Here is a 13,801-nt window from a genome sequence, read left to right on the forward strand (position 1 = left end):
TCCGCGTGGGAATGCATAGGGAGATTGCGAGGTATCTGAGTCAAGCCGCGTATTTCCGGGAACCGGGTAATCCACTTCATGCGGCCTGACTCCGACACCTTGCATTTCCCTCGCTTCCAGTGACGAATAGGGTCCCCTATCCCGCTGCCAGCATGGCCCGGATCTCCGGCACGCAGGAGCCACAGCCGCTGCCCGCCTTCAGCTCCTCAGCAATCGCCTTGACACTGTTCAGCCCCTGGACCCGAATGCCCTCCTGGATACGCTTCTCGCCGATGCTGTGACAGGCGCAGACGATCCGACCCACGTCCGCGCTCTTGTCCGGGGCACGCCCGGAGAGCAGACTGGCCCGCTCCGCCGCATCCAGGGAGGCCTTGGCGAACAGCGCCTCGATCCAGTCACGCGGCGGCAGCTGCAGGTCCGGGCCGATGAACAGGCAGCTCTCCAGGGTATTGTCGACAAAGCGGGCGGCGCGGTAGCGGTTGGCGGCGCGGTCGGAATACTCCATCCAGCCGACCTCACGGCCCTCGCTGCAGAGATAGGAGCGGGCCATCCCGGCCCAGTCCTCCGGGATCTGGTCGCCGGCCATCTCATAGCGCCAGAAGCCCGCCCCGCGGGAGCGCGCCCAGTAGTCGGCGCCGCCAGGCTGCAGCTGGCGGCGCGAGAACAGGAAACCGTACCAGGCAAACCAGCGTTCGGCGACGCGTGCCCGGCCCTGCTTGAACTCGGGCTGGCCGGAGAGCGGGTCGGTGACCCCCGGCAACAGCGCATTCACCCGCCCGGTGGCGGCAAACTGGCCGTTCCAGTGCATCGGCATGAACAGGCTGCCCGGTCGCTGCGCGGGCGTCACCCGGGCGCGCACCGTGGCGCTGCCGGTGGAGCTCTCGATGCACACCAGCGCCCCCTCGGTCACGGCGTAGCGCGCCGCGTCCTCGGGATGGAGCTCCACATAGGGTTCGATGGTGTGGCTGGCCAGCCGGGGCGAGAGGCCGGTGCGGGTCATGGTGTGCCAATGATCCCGCACCCGGCCGCTGTTGAGCGTCAGCGGGTAGTCCCGGTCCGGCAGATGACGCGGCGCGGCGGGGCTGACCGGCACGAAGCGCGCCCGGCCGTCCGCGGTGAAAAATTCCCCGTCGCCGAACAGGCGCGGGGTACCGGTCGGCGTGGCCGCGGTGAGGGGCCACTGACGCGGGGTCAGCGCCTCGTAGGCGGCGTCGCTCAGATCCGCGTAAAGACTGATATCGAAGGCGCGACGGCCGTCATTCTCCAGCCCCGAGAGGGCCGCGTGTTCACGGAAGATCTCGCCGGGATGCTGGTAGGGGAACTGCCTGGCGTGGCCCAGGCGGTGTGCCACCTGGCTGATGATCCACCAGTCCGGCCGCGCCTCCGCCGGCACTTCGAGAAAGGCGCGCTGGCGCGAGATACGCCGTTCGGAACTGGTGACGGTGCCGCTACGCTCGCCCCAGGTGGTGGCCGGCAGACGGATGTGCGCCAGCTCCAGGGTGTCGGTGGCGGCCATGCAGTCGGAGACGATGACCAGCTCACATTGTTTCAGGGCGCGGCGTATGCGATCGGAATCCGGCAGGCTCACCGCCGGATTGGTGGCCATCACCCAGAGCACCCGGATCCGGCCCGCCTCGATGGCATCAAACAGATCGACCGCCTTCAGCCCCTCCTGTCGGGGCATGGCCGGCGCCTCCCAGAAGCGCTTCACCCGCTCCCGGTCGGCCTCGGAGTCGAGCGTCATGTGGGCCGCCAACTGATTGGCCAGTCCGCCCACCTCGCGCCCGCCCATGGCGTTGGGCTGTCCGGTGAGGGAGAAGGGGCCCATGCCGGGACGGCCGATGCGCCCGGTCAGCAGGTGACAATTGATGATTGCATTGATCTTGTCCACGCCGCTGCTGGACTGGTTGATGCCCTGGGAGTAGACCGTGACCACCCGCTCGGTACGGGCAAACAGGCGATAGAAGCGCTCCACCGCCTCCGGCGCCAGCCCGCAGCCACTGGCGACGCGCTCGATATCCGGGGCATCCACCGCCGCCACCGCCAGGGCCGTCTCGCTCTCCCGGGTGGCCTGCTTGACGAACAGCTCGTTGCGCTCGCCCTGTCGCTCCAGGTAGACCAGCAGGCCATTGAACAGCAGGGCATCGCTGCCGGGACGGATCGCCAGGTGCAGGTCGGAGGTCTCGGCGGTGGGCGTGGCACGCGGATCAATGGTGACGATCTGCAGATCCGGGTTCTGCTGCTTGCTGGCCATGATGCGCTGGTAGAGCACCGGGTGGCACCAGGCAGCGTTGGAGCCGGCCAGCACGATCAGCTTGGCCCGTTCCAGATCCTCGTAGCCGCAGGGTACGGCATCCGCGCCAAAGGCGCGCTTGTGCGCCGCCACGGCGGAGGACATGCAGAGGCGCGAGTTGGTATCGATATTGGCCGAGCCGATGAATCCCTTCATCAGTTTGTTGGCCACGTAGTAATCCTCGGTCAGCAGCTGCCCGGAGACGTAGAAGGCGACCGAATCCGGCCCGTGCTCGCGGATCGCCCTCTGCAGGCCATCGGCCACCCGGTCCAGGGCCGCCTCCCAGCCGCACGCCCGGCCGTCGACCATCGGCTGCAGCAGCCGCCCCGCCGTGTCCAGCGTCTCGCCCAGGGCGCTCCCCTTGGAGCAGAGGCGGCCGAAATTGGAGGGGTGCTCCGGATCACCGGCGATCGTCACCCCGCCCGCCACGTCGCGACTGGCGATGACGCCGCAGCCGACACCGCAGTAGGGACAGGTGGTCTTCACTGCGCAGGACATCAGCGACGCTCCATTCGGACGATATGGATTCGGGCGATATAGACAGGAATTGAAATACTCGGCTTGCTCGGTGACATAACACAGACCTCTAGTGACAAATGTCTGTCAGCAAAGAGTATGCCAGATAGCGGGAGACGCACCGATCGCGCCCGCGGCGCCTGGGTCTTGAAGTTTCGCGCCTGGCCGACCCCTCCACCCTGGTGCAGAACTGCACCGTTACGGTGCTAATCAACGCAATCGGGAGGGTTATTGGCGGTGAGCGGGAGGTAGAGGAGGAGGAACACCGCCGCCGTCGCGGCGGCGGCCATAATGCTACCCCAGGATTTCAGTCAGGGCCGCGCACAGCTTGTCGGACTGCTCGTCCGTTCCCACCGTGATACGCAGGAACTGCTCGATCCGCGGCTGCCGGAAGTGGCGCACGATGATGGCACGCTCGCGCAGCCGGGACGCCAGTTCGCCGGCATCGTGGCCGGGATGGCGCACGAACACGAAATTGGCCGCCGAGGGCAGCACCTCGAAGCCCAGCTCCGCCAGGCGGACCGCCAAGTGCTCCCGGGTGGCGATCACCCACTGGCAGGTGGCGGCAAAATAGTCCCGGTCCTGCAGCGCAGCCACCGCTCCGCTGAGGGCGAAGCGGTCCAGCGGGTAGGAGTTGAAGCTGTTCTTGACCCGCTCCAGGGCCTCTATAAGACCGGCATCGCCGACAGCGAAACCGACCCGCAGACCGGCCAGGGAGCGCGACTTGGAGAGGGTCTGGATCACCAGCAGATTGGGATAGTGATTTACCAGGGGAATGGCGGACGCGCCGCCGAAGTCGATGTAGGCCTCATCCACCACCACCACCGAGTCGGGGTTGCCGTCGAGGATCTCGCGGATGGCCTCGATGGACAGCAGCCGGCCGGTGGGGGCGTTCGGATTGGGAAAGATGATGCCGCCGTTGGCGATCCGGTAATCCGCCGGGTCGATGGTGAAATCCTCGCGCAGCGGCACCGGGGTGAAGTCGATCCCGTAGAGGCCGCAGTAGACCGGATAGAAGCTGTAGGAGATGTCCGGAAACAGCAACGGCCGCTCATGCTTCAGCAGCGCCTGGAAGCCGTGCGCCAGCACCTCGTCGGAACCGTTGCCGACGAACACCTGGGACGCGGTAACGCCGTGAAAATCGGCAATCGCCTGTTTCAACCGCCCGGCATTGGGATCGGGATAGAGCCGCAGGCTCTCCGCCGCCTCCGCCGCCATCGCCTGCAGTGCCCGGGGCGAGGGCGGATAGGGGTTCTCGTTGGTGTTGAGCTTGATCAGGTCGGTCCGTTTGGGCTGCTCGCCCGGAACATAGGGGGTGAGGGTGTGAACGACCGAACTCCAGTAACGATTCATAACGGGACCTGATGCCATCGCGGGCTAGTTTGTAAAGCGCAGATCATACCGCTAACAGGACGGCGTTCCCATAGCCACAGCTGCCCGACTCCGGCGGCCGCCCCGCCACGCGGCAACCGGAACAACGGACCGCCCGCAATATAAACCACACTTAAAATAATTTTTACAAATATCTTGCAATCGTATGATATTGCGTTACTTTTATTCTATACCAACACGGAGGCCATGCAATGTTGACGAAACTGGATATAAATATCTGCCACCGCTGCCCGCATGAACTGGTTACCGGCGTGGCCTGTGACTGGCGGCCCATGGATGAATGCCCCTATATACAACCCGAAGAGGCGAAAAAGCCCCGTGTCGGCCTCTACCTGGTGCCCGTCCCGCTGCCGGGTGAGACCGACGCCATCCGCAGTATCGACTGACAACGGGCGCCCCGTTCCGCGATCCACCGCCTGCATTGCACGGGCAGGCGGTGGCTGCCGGATGCCCCGCGGTGATCAAACCCAACCGACCCCAGGACGGAACGCCCTGTACGAGTGTACCCTGGAGTGGGCAGTGATCTCGTTCAGTCACAGCACCAGTTGACTCACCCGGCCGGCATCGCCGCTCATCTCCCCCGAGCACGTCGATCTGCTCCACCACCACCTGGATGCCGAGAATATTCTGATTGATCCCGTCGGTCACCGCCGACTGTTCCCCGTAGCGTTCAGCAGGCCGACGGTTTACCGTTATACTGTTAGTTCTTGTGCCTGCACCAGCGGCGCGTACCCACGGACACAGTGATATTTTCTGCCCATGCTGCCACCGCTACCCGACCTGCACGCCATCGCCGTTCTGCTGTTGATTGTCATCGCCCTCTACCTGTTCACCCGGGACAACATCCCCCTGGAGACCTCGTCCCTGCTGATCCTGGTCACCCTGATCGTCGGCTTCGAGGCCTTTCCCTACACCCGCGACGGCATCACCCTGCAGCCGGGCGATTTTTTCAGCGGCTTCGGCAATCAGGCGCTGGTGGCCATCTGCGCCCTGATGATTGTCGGCAAGGGGTTGGAGACCACCGGGGCGCTGCGTCCGCTGGCCCTTCTGCTTTCCAAACTCTGGGCCACCCGGCCCCTGCTCTCGTTTCTGCTCACCCTGCTGTGCGCGGCCATCCTCAGCGCCTTCCTCAACAACACCCCGATCGTGGTGATGCTGCTGCCCATCCTGATCGGCGTCTCGATCCGCAACAAACGTTCCTCCTCGGGGATATTGCTGCCGATGGGCCTGGCCACCCTGGTGGGGGGCATGGCCACCACCATCGGCACCTCCACCAATCTGCTGGTGGTGGGGATTGCCGCGGATCTGGGCCTGCGCAAATTCGGCATGTTCGATTTTGCCCTGCCGGTGGTGGTGGCCGGCAGTTTTGGCCTGCTCTATCTCTGGCTGCTGGCGCCGCGCCTGCTGCCCCCGCGTCAGGCGCTGCTCTCCGATACCTCGCCCCGGGTGTTCGACGCCCTGCTCTATATCAACCAGGAGAGTTTCGCCAACGGCAAGACCCTGGCCGAAATACTGGAGAAGACCGACCGCCGCATGAAGGTGGACAAGATTCATCGCGGCATAGGGCTCAACGTCACCCGCCTGCCGACCGCGGAGCTGCGCGAGGGGGATCGGCTGCTGGTGAGCGACACACCGGAAGCGTTGAAGGAGTACGAGCAGCTGCTGGGGGCCACCCTGTACAACACCACCGATATCGAGAACCCGATCGATGAGGCGCATCCGCTCTCTTCCGAAGGCCAGCTGCTGGCGGAGGTGGTGGTCACGGAGGGCTCACCGCTGTATCACCGCACGCTCAAGGATCTGCGCTTCGCCGAGCACAATAACGTGGTGATCCTGGCGATTCACCGGTCCCAGGCCCAGGGCCGGCAGGTCATCAAGAGCGAGATGCGGGATGTCCGGCTGGAGAGCGGTGACGTGCTGCTGATGCAGGGCGCGGCGGAACATATCAACGCGCTGAAAAGCAGCGGCAAGCTGCTGGTGCTGGACGCCACGGTCTACCTGCCCGAGACCCGTCGCGCACCGCTGGCGCTGCTGATCATGGCGGCGGTGGTGGCGCTGGCCGCCACCGGCGTGCTGCCGATCGCCACCAGTGCCCTGTGTGGTGTCGGGGTGATGCTGCTGACCCGCTGCCTGGACTGGGAGGATGCCGCCAACGCCCTGAGCACCCGGGTGATCCTGATCGTGGTGGTGAGCCTGGCGCTGGGCCTGGCGCTGATGCGCACCGGCGGCGCCGAGTACCTGGCGGGCCTCTACGTGACGCTCGCCGCCGGACTGCCGGTCAGCGCGGTACTGGGCGGCCTGATGTTGATGATCGCGGTACTCACCAACATAGTATCCAACAACGCGGCGGCGGTGATCGGCACCCCCATCGCCATCAGCATCGCCACCCAGTTGGGGCTGCCGCCGGAACCCGTCGTGCTGGCGGTTCTGTTCGGCGCCAACATGAGCTATGCCACCCCCATAGGTTACAAGACCAACCTGCTGATCTTCAGCGCCGGCGGCTACAAGTTCAGCGACTTTCTCCGCGCCGGCATCCCCCTCACCCTGATCATGTGGGCGGGACTGCTGGGCATGCTGATGATGCTGTATGACCTTTAAAAACCGCCCGCCGCCCCCACATAGGGGCGAGCCGAGTGACTACAAAAATTTTCATCTGAATCCGCGACTTCGGGGCATGTCCCGGTGGTCTTGGGTGAGTGTATGCCGCAGGGATGCGGCATCCAAGCCTACAGGGATGTATTCACGGCGTCTCACCCAAGGCTTCCGGGATATGCCCACAACACATACGGTCAGGCAGCCAAGTCACGGATTCAGGTTACAAATAACCTTTAAATTCCAAATTCATTCAAACTGAAGGATGATCCATGATTGAAAAGAGCCTCGAACGGTCGATGTACGCGATGCGCTGGGTACTGGCCCCGATCTACCTGGGCCTGAGCCTGGCGCTGGTGGCCCTCGGCGTGAAATTTTTCCAGGAGGTGCTGCACCTGGTGCCGATTATCTTCTCGGTGACCGAGACTGACCTGGTGCTGGTGGTGCTCTCCCTGATCGACATGGCGCTGGTGGGTGGCCTGATCGTGATGGTGATGTTCTCCGGTTACGAGAATTTCGTCTCGCAGCTGGATGTTTCGGAAAATACCGAAAAACTCTCCTGGCTGGGCAAGCTCGATACCAGCAGCCTGAAGAACAAGGTGGCCGCCTCAATCGTGGCGATCTCCTCCATCCACCTGCTGAAGATCTTCATGAACGCGGTCAATATCGCGGACAACAAGCTGCTCTGGTACGTAGTCATCCATCTCACCTTCGTCGCCTCGGCCGTGGCCATGGGCCTGCTGGACACCAAGACCCGGCACCACTGAACCCGGTGGCCGGGCCGGCGTGCCTGGCCGCCGTCATGATCTTGATTTGTTCAGGGGCAGCAGTTACCTTGACCTTCCGGACAAGCGACACTTCGCTGACGGAAGCACGGTTTTCGGAAACGAAGAGATTAAATGGAGAAAAAATGACCCAGCCGGAAACGCCAACGAATGCGCTATCGCCCCCCGTCATCAAGGTGACCCGACGCGATCTGCCCGTCAGCTGTCCGCCCCGGGGCCAGCAGACCGCCGGTCTGCATCCACGGGTCTACATCCCGTTGGAACAGATCGGTGACGAAATCAACTGCCCTTACTGCGGCACCCGCTATCGGCTGGTGGAGTAGGCCGGGCCGGCGGGACCGACCGCGATAACCGTCTCCGCCACCTAAGGGCCCGCGCAAGAATAAGTTCCGGTATTCGGTCGCCCCTGGACCCCGCTGGCGGCGTTACGCTTTTTACCAAGGGAACAGCCATTGCCTGCAAAGCGTGCCTTGCCAGCGGGGCCCCGGGACGCCCTCGGTGCTGCGGAATTATTCTTGCGCGGACCCTAGTGGCGGCAATAGCCCTACCATTCATCACCAATTTTAATGTAAAGACTGACATCCATAAATTTTATTTTATGGCGCCAATCAGCAAAAACTATTTTTCCTGCGCCCGAATACCTACTACCCTGCCAGGTAGTATTGGAAGCCTGACGGGACCCGCATGACAACGCACAGTGAACAGTACCGGATAGAACAGGAGCCGTTTTACCAGCCGCAGGGCGATGAGGTCGCCCTCTATCAGGCCGCCTACCAGGCACGCCTGCCGGTGATGATCAAGGGACCGACCGGCTGCGGCAAGTCGCGCTTCGTCGAGCACATGGCGTGGCGGTTGCAGCGGCCGCTGATCACCGTGGCCTGCAACGAGGACATGACCGCCTCCGACCTGGTGGGTCGCTATCTGCTGGACGCCGACGGCACCCGCTGGCTGGACGGCCCGCTCACCGTGGCGGCGCGCATCGGCGCCATCTGCTACCTGGACGAGGTAGTGGAGGCGCGCCAGGACACCACCGTGGTGATCCACCCGCTGACCGACCATCGCCGCACCCTGCCGCTGGACAAGAAGGGCGAGGTGGTCGCCGCCCACCCGGATTTTCAACTGGTAATCTCCTACAACCCCGGCTACCAGAGCCTGATGAAGGACCTGAAACAGTCCACCAAGCAGCGCTTTGCCGCGCTCGACTTCGACTACGCGCCGGAAACCCTGGAGGTTGAAATCATCTGCCAGGAGACCGGCATCGACAGCGACACCGCTGCCAAGCTGGTGAAGATCGGCCACACCGCACGCCATCTCAAGGGCCACGGCCTGGACGAGGGCATCTCCACCCGCCTGCTGGTGTACGGGGCCGAGCTGATCAAGCAGGGGATCGAGCCCGCAGCCGCCTGCCGCATGGCGCTGGTACGCCCGATCACCGATGATGCCGATATCCGGGCCACCCTGGATCACGCCATCGACGCCCTGTTTGCCTGACGGCCGGCCGGGCATGTGCACCATCCAGCGGGAGGCACGCCGTGAGCATTGAGGCATCCGCCCTGCAGGGCTATCGCGAACAGCTGACCTGCAACTTCCAGCAGTTGGAACAGGTGTTCCCCGACTGCATGGAGGAGGCCGCGGCCAGCCTGAGCGAGGCCGGCATCAAGAGCTACCTGGAGGGGGCCTCCCTGGTGTGCATGATCGGCCGTGGCTTCGAGCCGGTGCTGGTCTACCTGGAGGAGATGCCGCAGGTGGCGGCGCGGCTGGGCGAGCCGGTGCTGGAGCTGGTATCCCAGAGCGTCTGGAAGCTCTCCCGCACCCCCAACGGCGCCAGCATCCTGCCGTTCCTGCAGAGCCTGCCCGAGGCGGCACGACGGCTCGGTAGCGAGGCACAACTGGTACGCTATATCGATCTGCTGCTGGATATGCTGGAGCGTACCAGCGGCTCCATTCACGGTCGTCAGGCCACCATCCCCAGCCCCGCCGCCAAGGAGTACCTGGAGCGGATGCCCTACCTGCTGAGCCAGCTGTCGCTGGAGGGGATTCGCAGCTGGACCGAGTACGGCATCCGCAACTATTCGAACCACCCCGAGCGGCAGAAGGACTTCTTCAGCCTGCAGTCGGCCGACAGCCGCGCCATGCTGCAGCGCGAGCGCCACGGCACCCTGTTCGCCGACCACGAGCGCCAGCTCGATCTCTACCTGCGCGCCTTGTGGCAGGACCAGGACCACCTGGTCCCCTACTCCACCGCCTTCGACGAGCTGCGCAAGCCGATCCCCTATTACGACTCCCTCGGCATCCGCCTGCCGGACGTATTCGACGACACGGCGGGTGGCGTCCGCGGCATCGACCGCTACCGCGCGGTGCTGGCCCACATCGCCGCCCACCGACGCTGGAGTCACTTCATCTTCGCCGACAACTTCAGCCCGTTTCAGCGCATCGCCATCGAACTGCTGGAGGATTCGCGGGTGGAGTACCTGGCGATGCAGCAGTACCCCGGCCTGCGCCGCCTGTGGCTGGCGCTGCACCCGGTCCCGGTCGAGGGCGAGTGCGACTCCGGGAAGGAGTCCTGTATCCGCCACCGCCTGGCCATGCTCTCCCACGCCATCCTCAATCCACGGCACGGCTATCGCAATCCGGACATCCTGCAGGCGGTCGACCAGTTCCATGAACTGATGCGGGCGGGCGACACCACGACCCAGGCCATCGTGCCGCTGGCGATCGCGTTCATCGCCCGCACCCGGATCCAGAACGACCAGGCGCCCAACGTCTACTTCAAGAACACCGTGGTGGATTACCGCGATGATAACCGCCACCTGTGGAAGTTCATCGAGGAGGGGGACGAGGAGGAGCAGTTCGAGGTGGAGCGCAAGAAGATCGAGCAGGAGCCGCTGAACGCCCTGCCGCCGCGCCACTATCCCGAGTGGGACTATCAGACCCAGACCTACCGGCCCGACTGGGTCAGCCTGTATGAGTCGCTGCACCCGCCGGGTGATCCCAAGTTGATCGATGCGCTGCTGACCAAACACAGCGCCCTGGCCAAACAGCTGGAGCGGATGCTCGATCTGCTGAAACCGCAACAGTACGTGCGCGTGCGCTACCAGGAGGAGGGCAGCGAACTGGACCTGGACGTGGCGATCCGCGCCCTGGTCGAGTTCAAGGGGGGGACTACCCCGGACACCCGCATCAACATGAGCCACCGCCACGACGGTCGCGACATCGCGGTAATGCTGCTGCTGGATCTCTCCCAGTCGCTGCACCAGGTGCCGGCCGGGTGCGAACAGAGCATCCTGGAACTGAGCCGCGAGGCGGTGGCGCTGCTGGCCTGGGCCATCGACCGGCTGGGCGACAGCTTCGCCATCGCCGGGTTCTCCTCCAACACCCGGCACGAGGTGCGCTACCAGCACATCAAGGGCTACAGCGAGGACTGGAACGACGAGGTGAAGTCACGGCTCGCGGCCATGGAGGCCGGCTACTCGACCCGTATGGGGGCGGCCATGCGCCATGCCGGCCACTACCTGGGGAAGCGCACCGCGGAGAAGAAACTGCTGCTGGTCCTCACCGACGGGGAACCGTCCGATATCGACGTGGCGGATGAGCGATTGCTGATCGAGGATGCCCGCAAGGCGGTACAGGAGCTGGACCGGGAGAACATCTACACCTACTGCATCAATCTCGATCCCCGGGCCGACGACTATGTCAGCGACATCTTCGGCAAGCAGTACAGCGTCATCGACCGGGTGGAAAAGCTGCCGGCCAAACTGCCGGAGCTGTTCCTCTCCCTGACCCGCTGAACCACCGTACCGGGATGTGTTGCGTAGGTGTCGGAGTCAAGCCACGCGCGGTCGGGGGCTTGTCGCACGCTTGCTTCCTACCGGCTTGACTCCGACACCTGAGGTTACCCGCTGAGCCACCGTGAGCGGACGTTCGAGAGGGGTCGGTAAAAAATAACCACCGCGACCACATCAATTAGGTGTCGGCGTTCCAGAGGTGTCGGAGTCAAGCCGAGAACTGTCGAGAGCCTATCGCACTATTCCTCCCGGCTTGACTCCGACACCTGGGGTTACCACTATTGCCCTACCCTGGCAACGTGAAACCTGAACGTGAAACTCAGCCCCCTTTCAGGGGATCGTCCAGCACTTCAACGGCACTGACCTCCAACGCGGATGGGGGCATCCTGGGCAAACCGATCAGCATCTCACTCGTATTCCAGGTCCGACTCATTGTCCAGGTCGTCCATATAGAGGCCCTGATCATCGTGCAGGACAATATGGACCAGCTCGTGCATCAGCATGAACCAGAAATTGTCGATACGATTGCAACGTACGTCATGCCCACCACCGTGCCGACCGCCACTCAGCAGGAGCCCCCTATCCAGATGGGTTCTTGGGCGATGACCACTTGCCGTGGTCATTATTTTTGCTACAATGGTGACTATCGTAATATGACTATAGGCAGCAATATGCAAGAACAGGTTTCAAAGTCCCAGTTCAAGGCCAAGGCGCTGGAGCTGTTTCGACAGGTCGAATCAAGCGGTGATGCTGTGATTGTTACCGACCACGGCAAGCCAACCATTGAGGTACGCCGTTATCGCAAAACAGAGCGCAGCCCCCTGGAGGTCCTCAAGGGCAGCGTAACAGAATACAAGGAACCCACTGAGGCTGTAGGTGAAGGTGATTGGGAGGCGCTGGCGTGATCGTGCTGGATACTCACACCCTCATTTGGTGGGTAAATGGCGATGATCAACTAACCCAGAAAGCCCGAAAGGCTATTGAGAACGAACTGGCCGGTGATGGCCAGGTAATGGTGTCGGTCATTAGTGCTTGGGAGATCGCTATGCTGGCGTCTAAAGGCCGACTGGCGCTGACGATGGATATTGATGATTGGCTGGAAACGGTTGCATCCATCGAGGGCGTCTCCTTTGCGTCCATCGATACCCAGGTTGCGGTTCAGTCTGTACGCCTTCCTGGGGAATTCCATCCCGATCCGGCAGACAGGCTGATCGTGGCGCTGGCGCGGCATCATTCCGTGCCGCTAGTAACCGCTGATACCAAAATTCGTGAGTATCGGCACGTCAAAACGATTTGGTAGGAAAATATCGAGCTGGGAGGTGTCGGAGTCAAACCAGGCTCGGTTGAGTAACTTGATCGCATGGCGGATGGCTGGTTTGACTCCGACACCATTAGGAAACCGTTCAGGCGGTATACACCTCATCGAGAAAATCCCTGACCGGCTGAATAATCGGTGCATCATCATTCAACAACATCGTGAAGTGATTGACCCCGGCAACATCCAATCGACGCCCTTTGGGTATCCATTTGACGATGGCATCTGTTTCATCTTCGGTGAAGATGTGCCCGTGGCCGGCATCGATCAACCCCTCATCCGCCCGGACAAAGACTCCGACACCTGGGGTTAGTAACTCCGCGCTACAACACGCCAACTCAGCCACCACCCGCCAATCTGGCCACCTTCAGCAGAAACTCCGCACGCCCGATGCCGATACCCGTCTCCGTGCCACGACGGATCTCGGTCAACTCTTTTCGCGACAGTACCTGATCGAACAAGCGGAGATAGGCTTCACGAGGGGTCGGAGTCGACAGCGCCCCCTGCGCACCGACCAGGGACAGATAGATCGCATGCGGCGTTACCAGCCCGTCCGGCTTACCTAGGGCATTGGCATGGAAGCTGGAGTACGAATAATCCGCCGGCTGGCGGGCGATACCGGCACGCACCGGGTTCAGTTCGATATAGCGGTAACAGGCCAACAGATACCGCTCGGTGTCCACCAGGGCCACTTTATAGCGACCCTCCCAGAGCGAGCCCGTGCGGTGGTAACGGCGATTGAAGTACTGCGCGTAGCGCCGCCCCAACGACTGCATGGTGCGCGGCAAGGACGACTCATCCTCCGGCGTCGCCAGCAGATGTGTATGATTGTGCATGAACACCCAGGCATGGACGGCCAGTGCGTGACGCTGTGCCGCCTCCCGCAGGCAGCGATAGAGAAAGCGGAAATCCTCGTGGTGGGCCAGGATGGGATCACGATTGTGCCCTCGCACCACCACATGCTGTGGCTGGCCGGGCAGATAAAGCCGGGGCCTTCTCGGCATGGCAACCTCCTTGTTGCGATACGGAAGCGTTGGACCTGAGGTGCAGGTGTCGCGGACCTGAGGTGTCGGAGTCAAACCAGCCACCTGCCGTGCCAACCACAGGTGTCGTGCCAACCACA

The 13,801-nt window shown here is 63.1% G+C and carries 12 protein-coding genes; 8 read left to right on the forward strand and 4 right to left on the reverse strand.

Features of this window, described 5'->3' with window-relative positions; all coding sequences use genetic code 11:
* Nucleotides 1–136 precede the first annotated feature (136 nt).
* Nucleotides 137–2,791: a nitrate reductase gene (locus NPX02_RS20440; RefSeq protein ID WP_260295902.1), complete on the reverse strand. Its 2,655-nt coding sequence runs from the start codon at nt 2,789–2,791 to the stop codon at nt 137–139.
* Between the two features lie 312 nt (nt 2,792–3,103).
* Nucleotides 3,104–4,162: a histidinol-phosphate transaminase gene (gene hisC, locus NPX02_RS20445; RefSeq protein ID WP_260295903.1), complete on the reverse strand. Its 1,059-nt coding sequence runs from the start codon at nt 4,160–4,162 to the stop codon at nt 3,104–3,106.
* Nucleotides 4,163–4,392: 230 nt separating this feature from the next.
* On the opposite strand from hisC, the gene NPX02_RS20450 reads away from it, so the two are divergent.
* The 8 genes from NPX02_RS20450 to NPX02_RS20485 all read left to right on the forward strand — a co-directional run bounded on the left by NPX02_RS20450 (nt 4,393) and on the right by NPX02_RS20485 (nt 12,663).
* Nucleotides 4,393–4,587 (forward strand): hypothetical protein, encoded by a 195-nt coding sequence (locus tag NPX02_RS20450; protein WP_260295904.1) that lies wholly within the window; start codon nt 4,393–4,395, stop codon nt 4,585–4,587.
* Nucleotides 4,588–4,960: 373 nt separating this feature from the next.
* Nucleotides 4,961–6,799, forward strand: a complete 1,839-nt coding sequence (locus NPX02_RS20455; RefSeq protein WP_260295905.1) for an SLC13 family permease — start codon at nt 4,961–4,963, stop codon at nt 6,797–6,799.
* A gap of 266 nt (nt 6,800–7,065) precedes the next feature.
* Complete coding sequence (locus NPX02_RS20460; RefSeq protein WP_305792957.1) at nt 7,066–7,560, forward strand: TIGR00645 family protein; 495 nt, start codon at nt 7,066–7,068, stop codon at nt 7,558–7,560.
* Between the two features lie 143 nt (nt 7,561–7,703).
* Nucleotides 7,704–7,901 carry a zinc-finger domain-containing protein gene (locus NPX02_RS20465; RefSeq protein WP_260295906.1) on the forward strand — a complete coding sequence of 66 codons (198 nt, stop codon included), beginning with the start codon at nt 7,704–7,706 and terminating at the stop codon, nt 7,899–7,901.
* A 361-nt stretch (nt 7,902–8,262) separates the two neighbouring features.
* Complete coding sequence (locus NPX02_RS20470) at nt 8,263–9,069, forward strand: CbbQ/NirQ/NorQ/GpvN family protein (protein ID WP_260295907.1); 807 nt, start codon at nt 8,263–8,265, stop codon at nt 9,067–9,069.
* A gap of 41 nt (nt 9,070–9,110) precedes the next feature.
* On the forward strand, nt 9,111–11,366 hold the full coding sequence (locus NPX02_RS20475; RefSeq protein WP_260295908.1) for a nitric oxide reductase activation protein NorD: 2,256 nt from the start codon (nt 9,111–9,113) through the stop codon (nt 11,364–11,366).
* A 488-nt stretch (nt 11,367–11,854) separates the two neighbouring features.
* Nucleotides 11,855–12,268, forward strand: coding sequence for a type II toxin-antitoxin system Phd/YefM family antitoxin (locus NPX02_RS21540; protein ID WP_335342615.1), 414 nt, complete (start codon nt 11,855–11,857; stop codon nt 12,266–12,268).
* A complete protein-coding gene (locus tag NPX02_RS20485; protein WP_260295909.1) occupies nt 12,265–12,663 on the forward strand; it encodes a type II toxin-antitoxin system VapC family toxin in 399 nt (132 codons plus the stop codon). The genes NPX02_RS21540 and NPX02_RS20485 overlap by 4 nt, the downstream gene beginning before the upstream one ends.
* A gap of 103 nt (nt 12,664–12,766) precedes the next feature.
* Here NPX02_RS20485 and NPX02_RS20490 read toward each other — a convergent pair whose 3' ends face one another.
* Both NPX02_RS20490 and NPX02_RS20495 read right to left on the reverse strand, forming a co-directional pair.
* Nucleotides 12,767–12,949, reverse strand: coding sequence for a hypothetical protein (locus tag NPX02_RS20490; RefSeq protein WP_260295911.1), 183 nt, complete (start codon nt 12,947–12,949; stop codon nt 12,767–12,769).
* 67 nt (nt 12,950–13,016) lie between these two features.
* On the reverse strand, nt 13,017–13,682 hold the full coding sequence (locus NPX02_RS20495; protein ID WP_260295912.1) for an REP-associated tyrosine transposase: 666 nt from the start codon (nt 13,680–13,682) through the stop codon (nt 13,017–13,019).
* Between the last annotated feature and the right edge of the window lie 119 nt (nt 13,683–13,801).

Source organism: Sedimenticola hydrogenitrophicus (assembly GCF_025175675.1).
GTDB classification, from domain to species: domain Bacteria; phylum Pseudomonadota; class Gammaproteobacteria; order Chromatiales; family Chromatiaceae; genus Sedimenticola; species Sedimenticola hydrogenitrophicus.

Coding starts and splice junctions, on each gene's coding strand:
- hisC (WP_260295903.1), bottom strand. CDS start 4,162: ATGAATCGTTACTGGAGTTCGGTCGTTCACACCCTCACCCCCTATGTT.
- NPX02_RS20495 (WP_260295912.1), bottom strand. CDS start 13,682: ATGCCGAGAAGGCCCCGGCTTTATCTGCCCGGCCAGCCACAGCATGTG.
- NPX02_RS20450 (WP_260295904.1), top strand. CDS start 4,393: ATGTTGACGAAACTGGATATAAATATCTGCCACCGCTGCCCGCATGAA.
- NPX02_RS20470 (WP_260295907.1), top strand. CDS start 8,263: ATGACAACGCACAGTGAACAGTACCGGATAGAACAGGAGCCGTTTTAC.
- NPX02_RS20465 (WP_260295906.1), top strand. CDS start 7,704: ATGACCCAGCCGGAAACGCCAACGAATGCGCTATCGCCCCCCGTCATC.
- NPX02_RS20455 (WP_260295905.1), top strand. CDS start 4,961: ATGCTGCCACCGCTACCCGACCTGCACGCCATCGCCGTTCTGCTGTTG.
- NPX02_RS20440 (WP_260295902.1), bottom strand. CDS start 2,791: ATGTCCTGCGCAGTGAAGACCACCTGTCCCTACTGCGGTGTCGGCTGC.
- NPX02_RS20460 (WP_305792957.1), top strand. CDS start 7,066: ATGATTGAAAAGAGCCTCGAACGGTCGATGTACGCGATGCGCTGGGTA.